Genomic DNA, 18,851 nt, shown 5'->3' on the forward strand with positions numbered 1-18,851 from the left:
GCGCGGGCGGTTGCCCGGCGCCGGCGTCAGGTCGGGCAGGATCGCTCCCGCCCGTCCCGGATCAGGCCTTCTCGGCCATCTTCTTGGCCTTCTCGACCGCTTCTTCGATGCCGCCGACCATGTAGAACGCCTGCTCCGGCAGGTGGTCGTACTCGCCATCGACGATGGCCTTGAAGCCACGGATGGTGTCCTTCAGCGGCACGTACTTGCCCGGCGAACCGGTGAACACTTCGGCCACGTGGAACGGCTGGCTGAAGAAGCGCTCGATCTTACGGGCGCGCGACACGGCCTGCTTGTCCTCTTCGGACAGCTCGTCCATGCCCAGGATCGCGATGATGTCCTTCAGTTCCTTGTACTTCTGCAGGGTCTGCTGGACGCGCTGGGCGGTGTCGTAGTGCTCGTGGCCGATGACCAGCGGATCCATCTGGCGGCTGGTGGAATCCAGCGGATCGACGGCCGGGTAGATACCCAGCGAGGCGATCGAACGCGACAGGGTAACGGTCGAGTCCAGGTGGGCGAAGGTGGTCGCCGGCGACGGGTCGGTCAGGTCGTCCGCGGGAACGTAGACGGCCTGGATCGAGGTGATCGAACCATTCTTGGTCGAGGTGATGCGCTCCTGCAGGACGCCCATTTCCTCGGCCAGGGTCGGCTGGTAACCCACGGCGGACGGCATGCGGCCCAGCAGTGCCGACACTTCGGTACCGGCCAGGGTGTAGCGGTAGATGTTGTCGACGAACAGCAGGACGTCCTTACCCTTGCCGTTTTCGTCCTTCTCGTCGCGGAAGTACTCGGCCATGGTCAGGCCGGTCAGGGCGACGCGCAGACGGTTGCCCGGCGGCTCGTTCATCTGGCCGTACACCATCGCCACCTTGTCGAGGACGTTGGAGTCCTTCATTTCGTGGTAGAAGTCGTTGCCCTCACGGGTACGCTCACCCACGCCGGCGAACACGGACAGACCGCTGTGCGCCTTGGCGATGTTGTTGATCAGTTCCATCATGTTGACAGTCTTGCCGACGCCGGCGCCGCCGAACAGGCCGACCTTGCCGCCCTTGGCGAACGGGCACATCAGGTCGATGACCTTGATGCCGGTTTCCAGCAGCTCGGTGGCCGGGGACTGGTCTTCGTACGACGGGGCCGCACGGTGGATTTCCCAGCTGTCGCTGGCGGCCACCGGGCCGGCTTCGTCGATCGGACGGCCGAGCACGTCCATGATGCGGCCCAGGGTGCCAGCGCCGACCGGCACGGAGATGCCGCGGTCGGTGTTGGTGGCGACCAGGTTGCGCTTCAGGCCGTCGGTGGAACCGAGGGCGATGGTACGCACCACGCCGTCGCCCAGCTGCTGCTGGACTTCGAGGGTGATTTCGGTGTTGTCGACCTTCAGTGCGTCATACACCTTCGGCACCGACTCACGCGGGAATTCGACGTCGACGACCGCGCCGATGATCTGAACGATCTTGCCCTGACTCATTGCTGCATCCTCTAAATGTGTGCTTTGAACGAACGCGGTCAGACTGCTGCCGCGCCGCCGACGATTTCGGAGATTTCCTGGGTGATCGCTGCCTGGCGCGCCTTGTTGTAGACGAGCTGCAGTTCGCCGATCAGCTTGTTGGCGTTGTCGCTCGCCGCCTTCATCGCGACCATGCGTGCTGCATGCTCGGAGGCGACGTTTTCCAGCAGTGCCTGGTACACCAGCGACTCGATGTAACGCGTCATCACGTGCTCGAGCACGGTCGCGGCATCGGGTTCGTACAGGTAATCCCAGTCGTGGTGAGCGACCTGCTTCTCAGCCGGCGGCAGCGGCAGCAGCTGATCGAAGCTGGCCTTCTGCGTCATGGTGTTCACGAAGCGGTTGTAGACCAGGTACACGCGGTCGACCTTGCCTTCGGTGAAGGCGTCGAGCATGACCTTGATCACACCGATCAGCGATTCCAGCTTCGGCACGTCGCCGATGTGGGTCACGCTGCCGACCATGTTGACCTTCACGCGGCGGAAGAAGGTCGATGCCTTCTGGCCGATGGTCACCAGGTCCACTTCGGCACCCTTGTCCTGCCATGCCTTGGCTTCGCCCAGCATCTTGCGGAACAGGTTGTTGTTCAGGCCGCCGGCCAGGCCGCGATCGGAGGAGATCACGATGAAACCGACCCGCTTGACCTGCTCGCGCTCGACCAGGAACGGATGCTGGTAATCGGTACTGGCCTGGGCCAGGTGGCCGATCACCTGCTTCATCGCCTGCGCGTACGGACGCGAGGTCTTCATCCGATCCTGCGCCTTGCGGATCTTGGAGGCCGAGACCATTTCCAGGGCGCGCGTCACCTTGCGGGTGTTCTGCACGCTCTTGATCTTGGTTTTGATTTCGCGTCCGCTTGCCATCTCTTGTTTCCCGTGGCGCGGGGCTGATGCCCCGCGTTGTTCAACCGTTTGTCATCTGGTCCAGCGGAGCCTGCGGCTCCGCTCTACAGGACCGCGATTACCAGCTGCCGGTGGTCTTGAACTCGGCGATGCCCTTCTTGAAGGCACCTTCGATGTCGTTGTCCCAACCGCCCGTGGCGTTGACCTTGCTGATCAGCTCGCCCTGGGTGTTGGCGAAGTGGGCGTGCAGGCCTTCTTCGAACGCCAGCAGCTTGTTGACCGGCACGTCGTCGAGGTAACCCTCGTTGACGGCGTAGATCGACAGCGCCTGGTTGGCGATCGACATCGGCGCGTACTGCTTCTGCTTCATCAGCTCGGTGACGCGCTGGCCACGCTCCAGCTGCTTGCGGGTCGCTTCGTCCAGGTCCGAGGCGAACTGCGCGAACGCCGCCAGCTCACGGTACTGGGCCAGCGAGATACGGATGCCGCCCGACAGCTTCTTGATGATCTTGGTCTGGGCCGAGCCACCGACGCGCGACACCGAGATACCGGCGTTCACGGCCGGGCGGATGCCGGCGTTGAACAGGTCGGTTTCCAGGAAGATCTGGCCGTCGGTGATCGAGATCACGTTGGTCGGAACGAAGGCGGACACGTCGCCAGCCTGGGTTTCGATGATCGGCAGCGCGGTCAGCGAACCGGTCTTGCCGGTGACCTTGCCTTCGGTGAACTTCTCGACGTACTCCTCGGACACGCGGGCAGCGCGCTCGAGCAGACGGGAGTGCAGGTAGAACACGTCACCCGGGTAGGCTTCACGGCCCGGCGGACGCTTCAGCAGCAGCGAGATCTGGCGGTAGGCGACAGCCTGCTTGGACAGATCGTCGTACACGATCAGTGCGTCTTCGCCGCGGTCCATGAAGTACTCACCCATGGTGCAGCCCGAGTAAGCGCTGATGTACTGCATGGCAGCCGATTCGGAAGCGGTCGCGGCCACCACGATGGTGTGGGCCAGCGCGCCGTTCTCTTCCAGCTTGCGCACGATGTTGGCGATGGTCGAAGCCTTCTGGCCGATCGCAACGTACACGCACTTGATGCCGGTACCCTTCTGGTTGATCACCGCATCGATCGCCATGGCGGTCTTGCCGGTCTGGCGGTCACCGATGATCAGCTCGCGCTGGCCACGGCCGATCGGGATCATCGAGTCGACCGACTTGTAACCGGTCTGCACCGGCTGGTCGACCGACTTGCGCCAGATCACGCCCGGAGCAACGCGCTCCACCGGAGCGGTCAGGTCGGTGCCCAGCGGGCCCTTGCCGTCGATCGGCTCGCCGAGCGCGTTGACAACGCGGCCCAGCAGTTCCGGACCGACCGGCACTTCCAGGATGCGGCCGGTGGTCTTGGCGACGTCGCCTTCGCGCAGGTTCTCGTAGTCACCCAGGACCACGGCGCCGACCGAGTCGCGCTCCAGGTTCAGGGCCAGTGCGAAGGTGTTGTTCGGCAGTTCGATCATTTCGCCCTGCATCACGTCGGCCAGACCGAAGATGCGCACGATGCCGTCGGACACGCTGGTCACGGTGCCTTCGTTGCGCGATTCCGCGGCCAGCTTGACCTTCTCGATGCGGTTCTTGATCAGTTCGCTGATTTCGGAGGGGTTGAGCGTGGTTGCCATCGTCAAGTCCTAGTGCCGGCAGCGGGGCCGGACGTTAAATGAATTCAGTTAGCGAGCGCGGTCTGCAGACGGGCCAGCTTGCCCTTCAGCGAACCATCGATGACCACGTCGCCGGCGTCGATCACGGCGCCGCCGATCAGCGAAGCATCGACCGCGGTGGTCACGTCGACCTCGCGGTTGAAGCGCTTGCGCAGCGCAACCTTGATCGCGTCCAGCTCGCCGGCCGACAGCTCGGAAGCCGAGGTCACCGTGGCCTTGACCACGTGCTCGGCTTCGGCGCGCAGGGCGTCGAACATGCCGGAGATTTCCGGCAGCAGCGGCAGACGATGCGATTCGGCCAGGATGGCCAGGAAGCGCGAGTAGGTCTCGCCGTGGGACACCGGCGCCAGCAGGGCGACGGCGTCGTCACGACCCAGCTCCGGGTTGGCGAGCAGGGCCGCCACGCGCGGATCGGCGGCGACGTGGGCGGAGAACGCCAGGGCGTCCGACCACGGCGCGAACGCGCCTTCGTCGCGCGCGGTCGCGAACGCGGCGCGGGCGTACGGGCGGGCAAGCGTGAGGGCCTGGCTCATCCTTAGATCTCCGAGGCCAGCTCGTCGAGCAGCGCCTTGTGGGCGTTGGCGTCGATTTCGCGCTTGAGCAGCTTTTCGGCACCGGTCACGGCCAGCGCGGACACCTGCTTGCGCAGATCTTCACGGGCACGGTTGGCGGCGGCGTCGATTTCAGCCTGGGCCAGTTCCTTCTGACGGGTGGCTTCGGTGATCGCTTCGTTACGGGCAGCATCAACGATCTGGTTGGCACGTGCGTGGGCCTGATCGATGATCTCGTTGGCCTTGGTGCGTGCTTCCTTCAGCGCTTCGTTGACCTTCTCCTGCGCCTGGGCCAGATCTTTCTGGCTGCGGTCGGCAGCAGCGAGGCCTTCAGCAATCTTCTGCTGGCGCTCTTCGATCGCGTTCATCAGCGGCGGCCAGATCTTGGTCGCGATGATCCAGATCAGACCAGCGAAGGCGAGCGCCTGCGCAAGAAGGGTGAAATTGATATTCATGGTTAGCTCGATCGCTGGTTTCGGGGTGGACGTGCCGCCGAAGCGGCACATCCGGCCTTCATCCGAAACCGGGTGCATCAGCACCCGGTCGTCTCAAACCGCTGTATCAGCCGGCCAGAGCCTTGGTGACAGCGCCAGCAAAGGCAGCCGACAGCGGGTTGGCGAAGGCCAGCAGCAGGCCGACGGCGACCGAGATGATGAACGCGGCGTCGATCAGGCCGGCGGTGATGAACATGCGGACCTGCAGGACCGGGATCAGTTCCGGCTGGCGGGCGGCCGACTCCAGGAACTTACCAGCCATGATGGCCAGACCCAGACCGGCGCCCAGCGCGGCCAGGCCGATCATGATGCCGACGGCAAGGGCGGTGGAGCTCTGAATCTGCGCGAAGTTGGTCAGGACGGCGAAGTACATGGTTATCTCCAGGAACTTAAGTTGCTAAGGGTGATGAAACGGATGAAGGTTGAAACGCGTTGAAGCTTGAAACTCAGTGAGCGTCTTCCGACAGGCTCAGGTACACGATCGACAGCATCATGAAGATGAAGGCCTGCAGCGGGATCACCAGCAGGTGGAACAGCATCCAGCCAAGGCCGAACACACCACCTGCGATGGCACCGAAGAAACCGGCACCACCCAGCACCCAGATCAGCAGGAACACGATTTCGCCGCCGAACATGTTGCCGAACAGTCGCATCGCCAGCGAGATCGGCTTGCTCAGCCACTCGACGATGTTGAGGATCAGGTTGAACGGCATCATCCACTTGCCGAACGGGGCCGTCAGGAATTCCTTGACGAAGCCGACCAGGCCCTTGGACTTGAGCGCGAAGAACAGCATCAGGAAGAACACGCTGATGGCCATGCCGAGGGTGGCGTTGACGTCAGCGGTCGGGACCGGCTTCCAGTAGTGAACGCCCACCCATTCCAGCGGCTTGGCGATGAAATCGGCCGGGATCATCTTCAGCAGATTCATCAACAGGATCCAGAAGAAGATCGTGATGGCGATCGGCGTGACCAGCTTGCTCTTGCCGTGGTAGGTGTCCTTGGCCTGGCGGTCGACGAACTCCAGGCAGATCTCGACGAAGGCCTGCCACTTGCCCGGCACGCCAGCGGTGGCCTTGCGGGTCCCCAGCCAGAACGCGACAACGATCACCAGGCCCATCAGGACGGCGGTGAGGAAGGTATCGACGTGGATATGCCAGAACATACCCTCACCCTTGCCGACCGGTGCGGTCAGGTTGTGCAGGTGATGCTGGATGTAGCTGGTAGGGGTTAGAGCCTCGCCCGCCATGTGTCCGGAACCTTCAGTTAATTGAATTCTGTCAACGCCTGGCCATGGCCAGGACCTGGAACATCAAGCCGACGGCGATACCGGCCAACAGCGCCAAGGCAGGCAGCTTGAAGACCAGGAACCCCACCAGCAGGACGCCGAAAACCACGACCCACTTGGCCACGATCGCAATGATCAGGCGAGCCATCGCCGATCCTGCAGCCACCGCACCACCACCCAGTGCCATCCGTGCCGCAACCCAGCCACCGGCCGAAATGGCCACACCGGACGCCAGCGCGCCGAGGGCATATTTCGGACCCACCAGCAGGAAGGCCAGGGCCAGGACAGCGACCGCGGCCAGCGGGTAGACCGCGGCGCGCAGCATCAGTCGCCGACCCGCATCAACGGAGTTCAGCACAGGACGTCCCGCGTGGTTGCAAGTGGAGGGCTGAGGCGGCTACAGCAGGGGGGCCTCATCGAGCCGCCAAATTATAGCAATGGGACAATTTGCGAGACAACCGCTGCCTGTTCATCCCGGGAAGCCGCAAGTTGCGGTAACGGTTACATTTTTGCGTACCACCCAGGGGACAATGACGTCCGCATGATGCTGCGCCGCAGTATTGAACTTTGGTCGCAGGCGCGGAACTTTCGCCGAATGCGCCGGTCCGATCTTTCGACCTGCCTGCAGCAACCTCGTCGACGCTCCGCCCCGCAGGTCCCACGATGGCCCCGAAGCCCGGCTCCGGGGCCATCTTTTTGCATCGTCGCGACAGCACTGAACCGTACACATGCCATGGACCATACGTTCACGGATGGTGGACGGGCGCGTCCGGCACAGTGGTTTTCATTCTGATGAACCACTGCAAGGACTCTTCGATGCGCTCCGTACCCACCCTGCTCGCCCTCTCCCTGCTCGCCACCGGTGCTTCGTTCGCCACTGCCGCCCATGCCGCCGAAGGCGATGACCGCTTCGCCATCCGCCTGGGTGCGATGAACATCGACTCGGACAACACGATCCGCGGCAAGACCAATGTGGCTGGCCAGGATGTCTCCCTGAATCAGGACTTCAAGCTGGGCGGCAAGGAATGGGAACCGCGCATCGATGGCATGTTCCGCATCAGCAATCGCCAGCGCCTGTTGTTCAACTACTTCAAGTACGACAAGGACCGTCGCGAGACGCTTGACCAGGGCATTTCCTTCGGCGGTGAGAACGTGCCGGCCGGCAGCTTCGTGAAGGGTGAACTGAAGTACCAGGTGGCCAGCCTGGTCTATGACTACTCGGTCGTTGACACCGACACCTTCGACCTCGGCCTGCAGATCGGTGGCGAGTACGCCAAGGTCAGCACCAAGGGCTACGCCGACCTGGGCACCGTATACGAAGGCCAGTTCCTCAACGAGAAGGCTGACGGCATCGCGCCGGTGGTGGGTGCGCGCATGACCTTCACCCCGGGCGAGCGCTGGATGATCACGCTGCAGGGCCAGTACCTGAACACGCGTTGGGGCAGCTTCGATGACTACAAGGGCGACCTGAGCCGCGCCAACGCCATCGTGGATTACCGCTTCACCAAGAACTTCGGCGTGTTCGCCGGCTACGACTGGTTCAAGCTGGACGTGGACAAGAAGGGCAGCGACGGCACTGTCGGTCTGAAGCAGGAATTCAAGGGCCCGGTGGCCGGTATCAGCTTCGTGTTCTGATCCCCCGCCCCTTCCACGGCATCCTCTCTCCTGGCGCGGCCTCCGGAACATCGGGGCCGCGTTTTTTGTGGGTTCCTGACAGGAGAGCAGAAGCGGGTTGGTCGAGCGCTGGAGAGAGCGGGGGCTGCGTGCGAATGTCCCCCGGCGCCGGCCTGCGGCCGACACCTCCTCCTTTACTTCGCACACAGCCCCCGCTCCCTCCGCGTTTCGGGCATCCAGGCGGCTTGGGCAGGGCTCTCGGCTATCCGCAAGCAGAGCCGCTGCGGGGGTGGCAGTTGCCGTAGACGCAGGCTTGATCGAGCGCCGGAGGGAGAGGGCCTCCGGGCGGCTTTGGTACTGGCTCTCGACTGTCCGCAAGCTGAGCCGCTGCGCGGGTGGCAGGCGTTTCGACAAAGTAAAGGAGGAGGCGACCGCCACAGGCGGGCGACGGGGGACATTTGTCGAAATGCCTGCCACCCACGCAGCGGCCCCACCCTTCGCTGCAGCACTGATCGAAGAAAAAAAGCCCCGGCAGATGCCAGGGCTTCTCGTTCGGAACGGCGCGGACGCCTTACTTCTTCTTCGGCATGTACAGATCGGTGATCGTGCCGTCGTAGATTTCCGAGGCCATCGCCACCGACTCGCTCAGCGTCGGGTGGGCGTGGATGGTGTGGCCGATGTCCTCGGCTTCCGCACCCATCTCGATCGCCAGGCCGATCTCGGCCAGCAGGTCACCGGCATGCACGCCGACGATCGCACCACCGATGATGCGGTGGGTCTCTTCGTCGAAGATCAGCTTGGTGAAGCCCTCGGTGCGGCCGATGCCGATCGCGCGGCCACTGGCGGCCCACGGGAACTTGGCCACGCCGACCTTCAGGCCCTTGGCCTTGGCTTCGGTCTCGGTGACGCCGACCCAGGCGATTTCCGGGTTGGTGTAGGCCACCGACGGAATCACACGGGCAACCCATTCCTTCTTGTGGCCAGCGGCCACTTCAGCAGCCAGCTTGCCTTCGTGCGTGGCCTTGTGCGCCAGCATCGGGTTGCCGACGATGTCGCCGATGGCAAAGATGTGCGGCACGTTGGTGCGCATCTGGCGATCAACCGGGATGAAGCCACGCTCGGTGACCTGCACGCCGGCCTTTTCAGCATCGATCTTCTTGCCGTTCGGCGAGCGGCCCACGGCCACCAGCACGCGGTCGAAGGTGCCCTGCGCCAACGCAGGCGCCTGGCCTTCCTCGGCGGCTTCGAAGGTCACGGTGATGCCCTTGGCATCGGCGGTGACGCCCGAGGCCTTGGTCTTCAGGTGCACGTCGATGCCCTGCTTCTTCAGGCGGTCAGCCAGCGGCTTGACCAGGTCCTTGTCGGCGCCCGGCATCAGCTGGTCCATGAACTCGACCACGGTGACCTTGCTGCCCAGCGCACCGTACACGGTGGCCATTTCCAGGCCGATGATGCCGCCACCGACGACCAGCAGCGAGCCCGGCACTTCGGCCAGCTCCAGCGCGTCGGTGGAATCCATCACGCGCTTGTCGTCCCACGGGAAGTTCGGCAGCTTCACCGCCTGCGAACCGGCAGCGATGATGCACTTCTGGAAGCGCAGCAGCTGGGTGCTGCCGTCAGCGGCAGTAATTTCCAGCTCGTTGGCCGAGATGAACTTGCCGACGCCCTGCACGCTGCGGACCTTGCGCTGCTTGGCCATGCCGGCCAGGCCCTTGGTCAGCTGGTTGACGACCTTTTCCTTGTACTGACGCAGCTTGTCCAGGGTGATGGTCGGCTTGCCGAACTCGACGCCGAAATCACCGGCGTGGGCCACTTCGTCGATCACCGCAGCAGCATGCAGCAGTGCCTTGGACGGAATGCAGCCGACATTGAGGCAGACGCCGCCGAGGCTGGCGTAGCGCTCGACCAGCACCGTATCCAGGCCGACGTCGGCGGCGCGGAAGGCGGCGGTGTAGCCGCCCGGGCCGGAGCCCAGCACGACCATTTCGCATTCGATGTCGGCCGGCTTGCCGCTGGACAGCGCCGGCTTCGGTGCAGCCGGTTCGGCCGGGGCACGGTGCGACGGGGTCACCGGCGGCTTGCTGGCCGGGGCGGCCGCAGCGGGAGCCGGCGCAGCGGCCTTGGCCGGGGCTTCGGCGGCGCCTTCAGCGTCCAGCACCACGACCACGGCGCCTTCGGACAGGGTGTCGCCCAGCTTGACCTTGATGTCCTTGACCACGCCGGCGGCCGAGGACGGCACTTCCAGGGTGGCCTTGTCCGACTCCAGGGTCACCAGACCCTGATCCTTCTTCACCGTGTCGCCGACGGCGACCAACACTTCGATCACCGGCACATCGCTGTAATCGCCGATGTCGGGAACCTTGACTTCAATCGTGGCCATGGTGGGTTTTCCTCGTGCCCGCCCGGCGGCGCCGGCGGGCTGTCACTGCATCTGTTCACGCGGCCGCGCCAGGGGCTGCGGCCGCACGGTGGGGGCGAAGCGGTGCCTTACAGCAGCACGCGGCGCATGTCGGCCAGTACCTGCGACAGGTACGTGGTGAAGCGTGCGGCCAGGGCGCCGTCGATGACGCGGTGGTCGTAGCTCAGCGACAGCGGCAGCATCAGCTTCGGTGCGAACTCCTTGCCGTTCCAGACCGGCTGGATGGACGACTTGGAGACGCCGAGGATGGCCACTTCCGGTGCATTGACGATCGGGGTGAACGCGGTGCCGCCGATGCCGCCCAGCGAGCTGATCGAGAAGCAACCACCGCTCATGTCGGCCGGGCCCAGCTTGCCGTCGCGCGCCTTCTTGGCCAGTTCGCCGGTTTCCTGCGCGATCTGCACCACACCCTTCTTGTCCACGTCGCGGATCACCGGCACGACCAGGCCGTTCGGCGTGTCAGCGGCGAAGCCGATGTGGAAGTACTTCTTCAGGGTCAGGTTTTCACCGCTGGCATCGAGCGATGCGTTGAATTCCGGGAACTTCTTCAGCGCCGCGGCGCTGGCCTTGATCAGGAAGGCGAGCATGGTCAGCTTGATGCCGGCCTTCTCGTTCTCCTTGTTCAGCGCCACGCGCAGGCCTTCCAGGTCGGTGATGTCGGCCTGCTCGAACTGGGTGACGTGCGGGATCATCGCCCAGTTGCGGGCCAGGTTCGCACCGGAGATCTTCTTGATGCGCGACAGCGGCTGGACTTCGGTCTCGCCGAACTTGCTGAAGTCGACCTTCGGCCACGGCAGCAGGTTCAGGCCACCACCGGCAGCGACAGCAGCACCGCCGGCAACCGGCACGCCACCGCTGAGTGCGGCCTTGACGAACTTCTGCACGTCACCCTTGGTGATGCGGCCACCCTTCTCGGTGCCGTTGATCTGCAGCAGGTCCACGCCCAGCTCGCGGGCGAACACACGCACCGCCGGGGTGGCGTACGGCACCTTGGCCGGCAGCACACCATCGGCGTTGAACTGCACCGGCGGGCTGGACGGGGCACCGGCCGACGGGGCGGCAGCAACCGGAGCGGCGGCGGCCACCGGCGCGGCAGTCTGCGGAGCGGCCGGTGCAACCGCCGGGGCCGGCGCAGCGGCCTTGGCCGGGGCCGGCGCGGCAGCGCCCTCGGCCTCGATGATGGCGACCACATTGCCCTGCGACAGATTGTCGCCAACCTTGACCTTGATCTCCTTGACCACACCGGCCACCGAGGACGGCACTTCCATGGTCGCCTTGTCGCTTTCCAGCGTGACCAGGCCCTGGTCCTTCTTGACCGTGTCGCCCACGGCGACCAGCACTTCGATGACCGGAATGCCGGCGTAGTCGCCGATATCCGGCACCAGCGCTTCAACCGCGCCACCGCCCGCGGCCGGAGCGGCCGGCGCAGCAGCAGCCGGGGCCGGCGCGCTCTGGGTGGCGGCAGCCGGGGCAGCGGCCTTGGCCGGTGCCGGTACGGCGGCGGCCGGCGCGGCGGCTTCGCCTGCGGCCACTTCGATCAGCGCCACGACCTTGCCTTCGGACAGGCTGTCGCCCACCTTGACCTTCAGTTCCTTGACCACGCCGGCCACGGAGGACGGTACTTCCATGGTCGCCTTGTCGCTTTCAAGCGTCACCAGGCCCTGGTCCTTCTTGACCGTGTCGCCGACGGCGACAAGCACCTCGATTACCGGGATATCGCTGTAGTCACCGATATCGGGGACAAGTGCTTCCTTGATTTCGGCCATGGGGATAACTCCGGCAATCTGGTGTAGGGAAACGTCTATTGTGCGGCCAGCGGGGTCCAGCGCCAACCGTTACAGGTGTTTTCAGTACGCACGCAGCCGGGACAGGCTGTTGCCCATGGGTCGCGGCCGCGACCAGTCGGTAGCGTATTGTCCGGACGATGTCCGCTTCATGTCGCCCGCGCATCGGCCACCGGCTGCCAGGCCTGGCGCAAGCGCGGCAACGACCACGCCGCATTGGCAGGGCTGGTCGACGGCAGTGCGACCACTTTCGGCGGGGTCTCCAGCCGCGGCAGCACCCAGCGCTGGAACACCTGCAATGATGCACCGCCATTGCAGCCGATCAGCTTCAGCTCAGGCAGCGTGGCGATCAGTTCCGGCAGTGCATTGGCCACTTCCGTGCCACGCACGATGTCCGCATCCAGGCTGCCGCGACGCTCACAGCGGCCGATCACATCCCACAGGCCGATGCCCGCGGTATTCAATGCCTGCAGCCGCGCGGCATAGGCCATATCCACGTCGAAACCGCAGATGTCGGCCATCAGCGGCCAGAAGCGGTTGCGCGGATGGGCGTAGTAGCGCTGCTCCTGCAGCGACGCCACGCCCGGCATCGAGCCCAGCAGCAGTACCCGGCACTCCACGTTCACCTGCGCTTGCAGGCCGATGCACAACGTTGCTGCGCTCACATCTTCTCCAACTGCATGAATGTCGGCGAGGGCCAAAAACCCCATGAATACAGGCATTCCGCACCCGTCGCTGAACAAGGAAAACTATTTTTTAACGTGCGTCGGATTCGATTCATGTTGGGGCGACTACGGTGTGCTCGCCCCGCAACCGGGGGCCCAAAACAAGAAACATTAGGAGATACCCCCATGCGCTCCATCCGTATCCTGAGTCTCGCCCTGCTGACCTCCGCCGCCTTCGCGCCGGCCGCTTTCGCCCAGGACAGCAGCAGCACCGACACCGCTTCGGGCAAGCATTTTGCCGTTGTTGGCGGCATCTCGCTGCTGCAGCCGAAGAACGACCCGATCACCGGCGTGAAGAAGACCGACGGTGGCCCGGCGCCGACCGTCAGCTTCAGCTACTACATCAACGACAACTGGGCCGTTGAGCTGTGGGGCGCCGCCGACAAGTTCGACAACAAGTTCAAGGGCCCGAACAACGCCCGCCTGGGCTCGGTCGAGCAGCAGCCGGTCGCGCTGAGCGGCCAGTACCACTTCGGTCAGGCTGACAACGTGTTCCGTCCGTTCGTGGGCGTCGGCTACTACCAGTCGAGCTTCAGCAACGAGAAGCTGGGCAACGGCGCTGACACCGACATCCGCTTCAAGGATGCCAAGGGCGTGATCGGCACCGTCGGCGTCGACATGAACATCAACTCCACCTGGTTCGCCCGTGCTGACGCCCGCTACATGCGTGCCCGCCCGGACATCAAGGTTGGCGGCGAGAAGATCGGCGAAGCCAAGATGGATCCGTGGACCGTCGGCTTCGGCATCGGCGCCCGCTTCTGATCCAGGCAGCACCTGCTTCACTGATGTAACGCGACGGGCCCTTCGGGGCCCGTCGTCGTTTCCGTCACCCGCGTTCTGTAGAGTCGAGCGTGCTCGACTGCCTTTTGTAGAGTCGGGCCATGCTCGACTGTAAACACACAGGACGCGGAGACACGATGGACGACGTCGACCTGCTGGTGATCGGTGGCGGCATCAACGGCGCCGGCATCGCCCGTGACGCCAGTGGCCGCGGCCTGCGCGTGCTGCTGTGCGAACAGCATGACCTGGCCGCGCACACGTCCAGTGCCAGCAGCAAGCTGATCCACGGCGGCCTGCGCTACCTGGAACAGGGCGAGCTCGGACTGGTGCGCAAGGCGCTGGGCGAACGCGAGGTGGTACGCCGGCAGGCCCCCCATCTGGTCCATCCGCTGCGCTTCGTCCTGCCCTGGGAACCACATCTGCGACCACGCTTGATGCTGCGCGCGGGACTGTGGCTGTACGACCATCTGGGCCGGCGCAGCCCCGCTTTCCCCGCGTCGCGCACACTGGACCTGCAACGCGACCCGCTGGGCCACTGGCTCTCGCCGACGCTGCGGCAGGCCTTCAGCTACGCCGATGCGCAGGTCGATGACGCGCGCCTGGTGCTGCTCAACGCCCTGGATGCCGCGCAGCGGGGCGCACAGGTGCGTGTCCGCAACCGCTGCATCGACCTGCGACCCGCGCAGGGCCGATGGCAGGCCGTTTTGGAATCCGCCGATGGCCGGTCACACCAGGTGAATGCACGCGCCGTCGTCAATGCAGCGGGACCGTGGGCCGGCGGCCTGCTGGAACGGATGCAGGCGCGCAGCGGTGGCCCCGCGCTGCGCCTGGTGCAGGGCAGCCACATCGTGCTGCGCCGGCCCTGGCCCGATGACAGTGCCTGCCTGCTGCAGCAACCCGATGGACGCGTGGTGTTCCTGCTGCCCTTCGCCCACGACCACCTGCTGGTTGGCACCACCGACACCGACTATCGCGGTGACCCGGCGCGCTGCAGCGTGCTGCCTTCAGAGGTGACGTACCTGTGCGAAGCGGCCAATCGCTACCTGCATGACCCCATCGCGCCGGAAGAGGTGGTCTGGCAATTCGCCGGTGTACGCCCGCTGCTGGCCGACCCCGCCCCGCGCGCGGCAAAACTCAGCCGCGACTACCGCCTGCAGCTGCAGTCAGATCCGGCGCCAGCGCTGCATGTGCTGGGCGGCAAGCTGACCACCTACCGGGTGCTGGCCGAGGAGGCGCTGGAGCTGCTGCGCCCTGCCCTGCCACAGATGGGCCCGGCGTGGACGGCACGCGGAGACCCGCTGCCGGGCAGCGATTGGGGGGATGCCGCACAGGTGCGCTCCCGCCTGCAGGCGCTGGCACCGTGGTTGCCCGCAGATATGGCGCGACGCTGGGCCGGGGCCTATGGCAGTCGCAGTGCGGAACTGCTGCAGGGTGTTCAGGGCATGGGCGATCTTGGCGAGGACTTTGGCGGCGGCCTGCATGCGCGGGAAGTGGCTTTCCTGCGCGACCACGAATGGGCCTGGGACGCCGAGGACGTGCTGTGGCGGCGGAGCAAGCTGGGCCTGCGGCTGGACGCGGTGCAGGTGGCCAGGCTGCAGGCGTGGATGGGGGGTCAGAGCCCTTTCCCACGGAAAGGGCTCTGACCCCCGTGTTGCCACGTGTACCAGCCAAGGTTGGCAGCTACCAGGGCGGCCGCGCGCGACGCGATCGATGCATTAGGATTTTCCCCAACGCCATCGGAGACGCTGCATGACGCCCCGCTACGTGCTGGCCATCGACCAGGGCACCACCAGTTCGCGCGCGATCCTGTTCGATCGTGCCGGCGATATCGTCGGCAGCGCGCAACGCGAGTTCGCGCAGATCTTCCCGCACCCCGGCTGGGTCGAGCATGACCCGCGCGAGATCCTTACCAGCGTCTATGCCACATTGACCGAACTGCTCAGCCGCGGGCAGATCGACCCACGCCATATCGCCGCGCTGGGCATCACCAACCAGCGCGAAACCACCGTGGTCTGGGATCGTGCCACCGGCCAGCCGATCCACAACGCCATCGTCTGGCAATCGCGGCAGAGCCACGCCATCTGCGAGCGGCTGAAGTCCGACGGGCATGAAGCGCTGATCCGCGAGCGGACCGGCCTGCTGATCGACGCCTATTTCTCCGCGACCAAGGTGCGCTGGATCCTCGACCACGTGGAAGGTGCGCAGCAGCGCGCCGAACGGGGCGAGCTGCTGTTCGGCACCATCGACAGCTGGCTGGTGTGGAACCTCAGTGGCGGCCAGGCGCATGTGACTGACTACAGCAATGCGGCTCGCACGCTGTTGTTCAACATCCACACGCTGGACTGGGATGACGACCTGCTGGCCCTGCTCGACATCCCGCGCGCGATGCTGCCGCAGGTGCGCGACTCCAGTGCGGTGTACGCACACACCCGGCCGCAGTTCTTCTTCGACCACCCGATCCCGATCGCCGGCATCGCCGGTGACCAGCAGGCGGCGCTGTTCGGCCAGGCCTGTTTCCAGCCGGGCATGGTCAAGAACACCTATGGCACCGGTTGCTTCATGTTGATGCACACCGGCGCGCAGGCGGTGCGGTCGCGCAACGGCCTGCTGACCACCATCGCCTGGGGCCTGGACGGGCGCGTGGAGTACGCGCTGGAGGGCTCGATCTTCATCGCCGGCTCGGTGGTGCAATGGCTTCGCGATGGACTACGCATGATCGAACGCGCCAGCGACAGCCAGGCACTGGCCGCACAGGTGCCCGACAGCGGTGGAGCCTACCTGGTGCCGGCGTTTGTCGGCCTCGGTGCACCCTATTGGCGCAGCGATGTACGCGGTGCGATGTTCGGATTGACCCGTGGCACCCGCAAGGCGCACTTCGTGCGCGCCGCGCTGGAAGCGATGGCCTACCAGACCCGCGACGTGCTCGATGCAATGCAGTCCGATGCGGGTATCGCGCTGACCGAGCTGCGCGCCGATGGCGGTGCGATCGGCAACGACTTCCTGGCCGGCTTCCAGGCCGACATCCTCGGTGTGCCGCTGCTGCGGCCGCGACTGACCGAGACCACCGCGCTGGGTGCGGCCTACCTGGCCGGCCTGGCGGTAGGGTTCTGGACCAGCCGCGAACAGATCGCCGCGCAATGGGGCCTGGACCGGCGCTTCGAGCCACAGATGGAGGTGGCCCGGCGCGAAAAACTGTATGCCGGATGGCAGCAGGCGGTTGCCGCCACCCTCGCCTTCCACGTCGATTGACGGTAGTGCCGGCCGCTGGCCGGCACCCCATGATCATCGGGGCGTTTGCAGATTGCCGGCCAGCGGCCGGCACTACCACATGGTCAGAACGCCGGCAGCACAGCGCCCTTGTACTTGGTCTCGATGAAGGCCTTCACCTGCGGGCTGGTCAGGGCCTTGGCCAGCTTCTGCACGCGGGCGTCGTCCTTGTTGTCCGGGCGCGCGACCAGGAAGTTCACGTACGGCGAATCCTTGCTCTCGATCGCCAGCGCATCCTTGGTCGGGTTGAGGCCGGCGTCCAGCGCGTAGTTGGTGTTGATCAGGGCCAGGTCGACCTGGTCCAGCACGCGCGGCAGCATCGCCGAGTCCAGCTCGCGGAACTTCAGGTTCTTCGGGTTGGCGATGATGTCGCGCTGGGTCGACAGCGCGTTGCTCGGGTCCTTCAGTTCGATCACGCCGGCCTTGTGCAGAAGGATCAGCGCGCGACTGTTGTTGCTCGGGTCGTTCGGGATCACCACGTCGGCGCCTTCACGCAGCTCGGCCAGCGACTTGACCTTGCGCGAGTACGCACCGAACGGCTCGATGTGCACGCCGATCACCTTCACCAGGTCGGTCTTGCGGTCGCGGTTGTAGGCATCCAGGTACGGCTCGGTCTGGAAGTAGTTGGCGTCCACCTGCTTCTGCACCAGCTGGTCGTTGGGCTGCACGTAGTCATTGAATACGCGCACGTCCAGGTCCACGCCTTCCTGCTTGAGGATCGGCTTGACCACCTCGAGGATCTCAGCGTGCGGCACGGCTGTGGCGGCCACCACCAGCTTCTGCGAGGGTTCGCCGGACTTGCCGCAGGCGGTCAGGGCCAGCGCAGCGGCAAGCAGGGGCAGCAACAGGGTCTTCTTCATGGGGGACTGGGTTCTCGGGGGGAGTTTCAGGATTTTTCGTAGTTGCTCAGGGCCAGCTCAAGCAACGCCTTGGCCTGCTCGCGCAGCATCATCGGCTCGACGATCTCGGCATCCGAGCCATAGTGCAGCACGTCCATCAGCAGTTCGCGCGAGACGCTGTACGGCACCTTCAGCTCATAGCGGCCGTCGGCCAGGAACCGGCCCTGCTGCTTGGAATGCCAGTGCTCGTCGGCCACCCAGCGCGCGGCCTTAGCGCTGAACAGGATGGTCGCCCAGCCCTTCGGCGCACCAGAGAAGATGCCGTAGCTGGCACCGAGCTGCTCGTCCAGTTCGCTGTCGGCGACATCACGGGCGGCGCTGTCGATCACCCGCGCCTTGTGGATGCGGTCCACCGCGAAGCTGCGCAGGGCCTCGCGGTCATGGTCCCAGGCATCCAGGTACCAGTTGTCGCGGTAATGGGTCAGGCGCTGCGGCGAGACGGTGCGCTTGGTCGGCTCGTCGGTGGAACGGGCGCGGTACTCGAACGCCAGCTGGCGGCGCTCCAGCACGGCCGACGCGACGCTGCGGAAGCTGCCCTCGTCGAACTTGCGGCCACGGTGCGGAATCACCCGCACGCGGTCGACCGGCCAGCTGGAGACACCGGCCTGGGCTGCCAGCAGGCTCTCGATGCGCTGCTGCAGCGGGGCCAGCACCGACGACAGCACGCCGCCGCCGGTACGCGCCAGCAGGTGCTGCGAGGCCAGCAGGGCATGCAGCTCCTCCGAGCTGAGCCACAGGCCGGGCAGCTCGAAGCGGTCGCTCTCGTCGGCCTGGTAACGGAAGCCGGCCTCGCCGTCGCCCTCGATCGGTGCCATCAGCGCATCGCGCAGGAAGGCCAGATCGCGGTAGACGGTGGCACGGGAGCAACCGAGCTTGTCCTGCAGGGTCGCCACCGTCACCGGATAGCGCGCGGACTTGAGCAGACGATGCAGGGCGGTGATGCGTTCGTATCGGTCCATGCCCCCGATTATGTCCGAG

At 65.4% G+C, this 18,851-nt stretch carries 17 protein-coding genes; 4 read left to right on the forward strand and 13 right to left on the reverse strand.

Annotated elements, in window-relative coordinates; all coding sequences use genetic code 11:
* Nucleotides 1-61 precede the first annotated feature (61 nt).
* The 8 genes from atpD to EGM71_RS17980 all read right to left on the reverse strand — a co-directional run bounded on the left by atpD (nt 62) and on the right by EGM71_RS17980 (nt 6,743).
* Nucleotides 62-1,468 (reverse strand): F0F1 ATP synthase subunit beta, encoded by a 1,407-nt coding sequence (gene atpD / locus EGM71_RS17945; RefSeq protein WP_032129045.1) that lies wholly within the window; start codon nt 1,466-1,468, stop codon nt 62-64.
* Nucleotides 1,469-1,506: 38 nt separating this feature from the next.
* Complete coding sequence (gene atpG / locus EGM71_RS17950) at nt 1,507-2,370, reverse strand: F0F1 ATP synthase subunit gamma (protein ID WP_049435859.1); 864 nt, start codon at nt 2,368-2,370, stop codon at nt 1,507-1,509.
* Nucleotides 2,371-2,467: 97 nt separating this feature from the next.
* On the reverse strand, nt 2,468-4,015 hold the full coding sequence (gene atpA / locus EGM71_RS17955; RefSeq protein ID WP_014038567.1) for a F0F1 ATP synthase subunit alpha: 1,548 nt from the start codon (nt 4,013-4,015) through the stop codon (nt 2,468-2,470).
* 44 nt (nt 4,016-4,059) lie between these two features.
* Entirely contained in the window at nt 4,060-4,587 is a 528-nt protein-coding gene (locus EGM71_RS17960; RefSeq protein ID WP_032129048.1) for a F0F1 ATP synthase subunit delta, read from the reverse strand.
* Between the two features lie 2 nt (nt 4,588-4,589).
* Nucleotides 4,590-5,060 carry a F0F1 ATP synthase subunit B gene (locus EGM71_RS17965; RefSeq protein ID WP_005419512.1) on the reverse strand — a complete coding sequence of 157 codons (471 nt, stop codon included), beginning with the start codon at nt 5,058-5,060 and terminating at the stop codon, nt 4,590-4,592.
* 106 nt (nt 5,061-5,166) lie between these two features.
* Complete coding sequence (gene atpE, locus EGM71_RS17970) at nt 5,167-5,472, reverse strand: F0F1 ATP synthase subunit C (RefSeq protein ID WP_005411133.1); 306 nt, start codon at nt 5,470-5,472, stop codon at nt 5,167-5,169.
* Between the two features lie 73 nt (nt 5,473-5,545).
* A complete protein-coding gene (atpB, locus tag EGM71_RS17975) occupies nt 5,546-6,346 on the reverse strand; it encodes a F0F1 ATP synthase subunit A (protein ID WP_014038569.1) in 801 nt (266 codons plus the stop codon).
* 31 nt (nt 6,347-6,377) lie between these two features.
* Nucleotides 6,378-6,743 carry a hypothetical protein gene (locus EGM71_RS17980; protein ID WP_014648497.1) on the reverse strand — a complete coding sequence of 122 codons (366 nt, stop codon included), beginning with the start codon at nt 6,741-6,743 and terminating at the stop codon, nt 6,378-6,380.
* Nucleotides 6,744-7,201: 458 nt separating this feature from the next.
* Here EGM71_RS17980 and EGM71_RS17985 point away from each other — a divergent pair, with 458 nt between their 5' ends.
* Nucleotides 7,202-8,020 carry a hypothetical protein gene (locus tag EGM71_RS17985; RefSeq protein WP_188486118.1) on the forward strand — a complete coding sequence of 273 codons (819 nt, stop codon included), beginning with the start codon at nt 7,202-7,204 and terminating at the stop codon, nt 8,018-8,020.
* A 550-nt stretch (nt 8,021-8,570) separates the two neighbouring features.
* Here the strand turns inward: EGM71_RS17985 and lpdA are convergent.
* The 3 genes from lpdA to EGM71_RS18000 all read right to left on the reverse strand — a co-directional run bounded on the left by lpdA (nt 8,571) and on the right by EGM71_RS18000 (nt 12,867).
* A complete protein-coding gene (gene lpdA, locus EGM71_RS17990; RefSeq protein ID WP_188486120.1) occupies nt 8,571-10,379 on the reverse strand; it encodes a dihydrolipoyl dehydrogenase in 1,809 nt (602 codons plus the stop codon).
* A 107-nt stretch (nt 10,380-10,486) separates the two neighbouring features.
* The gene (aceF, locus tag EGM71_RS17995; protein WP_188486122.1) at nt 10,487-12,184 is read right to left on the reverse strand and encodes a dihydrolipoyllysine-residue acetyltransferase; all 1,698 of its coding nucleotides are present in this window, start codon (nt 12,182-12,184) and stop codon (nt 10,487-10,489) included.
* Between the two features lie 167 nt (nt 12,185-12,351).
* Entirely contained in the window at nt 12,352-12,867 is a 516-nt protein-coding gene (locus EGM71_RS18000) for a DNA-deoxyinosine glycosylase (protein WP_188486124.1), read from the reverse strand.
* Between the two features lie 186 nt (nt 12,868-13,053).
* On the opposite strand from EGM71_RS18000, the gene EGM71_RS18005 reads away from it, so the two are divergent.
* The 3 genes from EGM71_RS18005 to glpK all read left to right on the forward strand — a co-directional run bounded on the left by EGM71_RS18005 (nt 13,054) and on the right by glpK (nt 16,956).
* Complete coding sequence (locus EGM71_RS18005) at nt 13,054-13,689, forward strand: OmpW/AlkL family protein (protein WP_153854577.1); 636 nt, start codon at nt 13,054-13,056, stop codon at nt 13,687-13,689.
* 155 nt (nt 13,690-13,844) lie between these two features.
* Nucleotides 13,845-15,350 (forward strand): glycerol-3-phosphate dehydrogenase, encoded by a 1,506-nt coding sequence (glpD, locus tag EGM71_RS18010; RefSeq protein WP_188486126.1) that lies wholly within the window; start codon nt 13,845-13,847, stop codon nt 15,348-15,350.
* A gap of 106 nt (nt 15,351-15,456) precedes the next feature.
* The gene (glpK, locus tag EGM71_RS18015; RefSeq protein WP_188486128.1) at nt 15,457-16,956 is read left to right on the forward strand and encodes a glycerol kinase GlpK; all 1,500 of its coding nucleotides are present in this window, start codon (nt 15,457-15,459) and stop codon (nt 16,954-16,956) included.
* A gap of 83 nt (nt 16,957-17,039) precedes the next feature.
* On the opposite strand, the gene EGM71_RS18020 is transcribed toward glpK, so the two are convergent.
* Together EGM71_RS18020 and EGM71_RS18025 are read right to left on the reverse strand one after the other, a co-directional pair.
* Nucleotides 17,040-17,834, reverse strand: coding sequence for a MetQ/NlpA family ABC transporter substrate-binding protein (locus tag EGM71_RS18020; protein ID WP_188486130.1), 795 nt, complete (start codon nt 17,832-17,834; stop codon nt 17,040-17,042).
* Between the two features lie 26 nt (nt 17,835-17,860).
* Complete coding sequence (locus EGM71_RS18025; RefSeq protein ID WP_100440019.1) at nt 17,861-18,832, reverse strand: helix-turn-helix transcriptional regulator; 972 nt, start codon at nt 18,830-18,832, stop codon at nt 17,861-17,863.
* Nucleotides 18,833-18,851 lie beyond the last annotated feature (19 nt).

The organism is Stenotrophomonas maltophilia, assembly GCF_006970445.1.
In the GTDB taxonomy this organism is placed as follows: Bacteria; Pseudomonadota; Gammaproteobacteria; order Xanthomonadales; family Xanthomonadaceae; genus Stenotrophomonas; species Stenotrophomonas maltophilia_AU.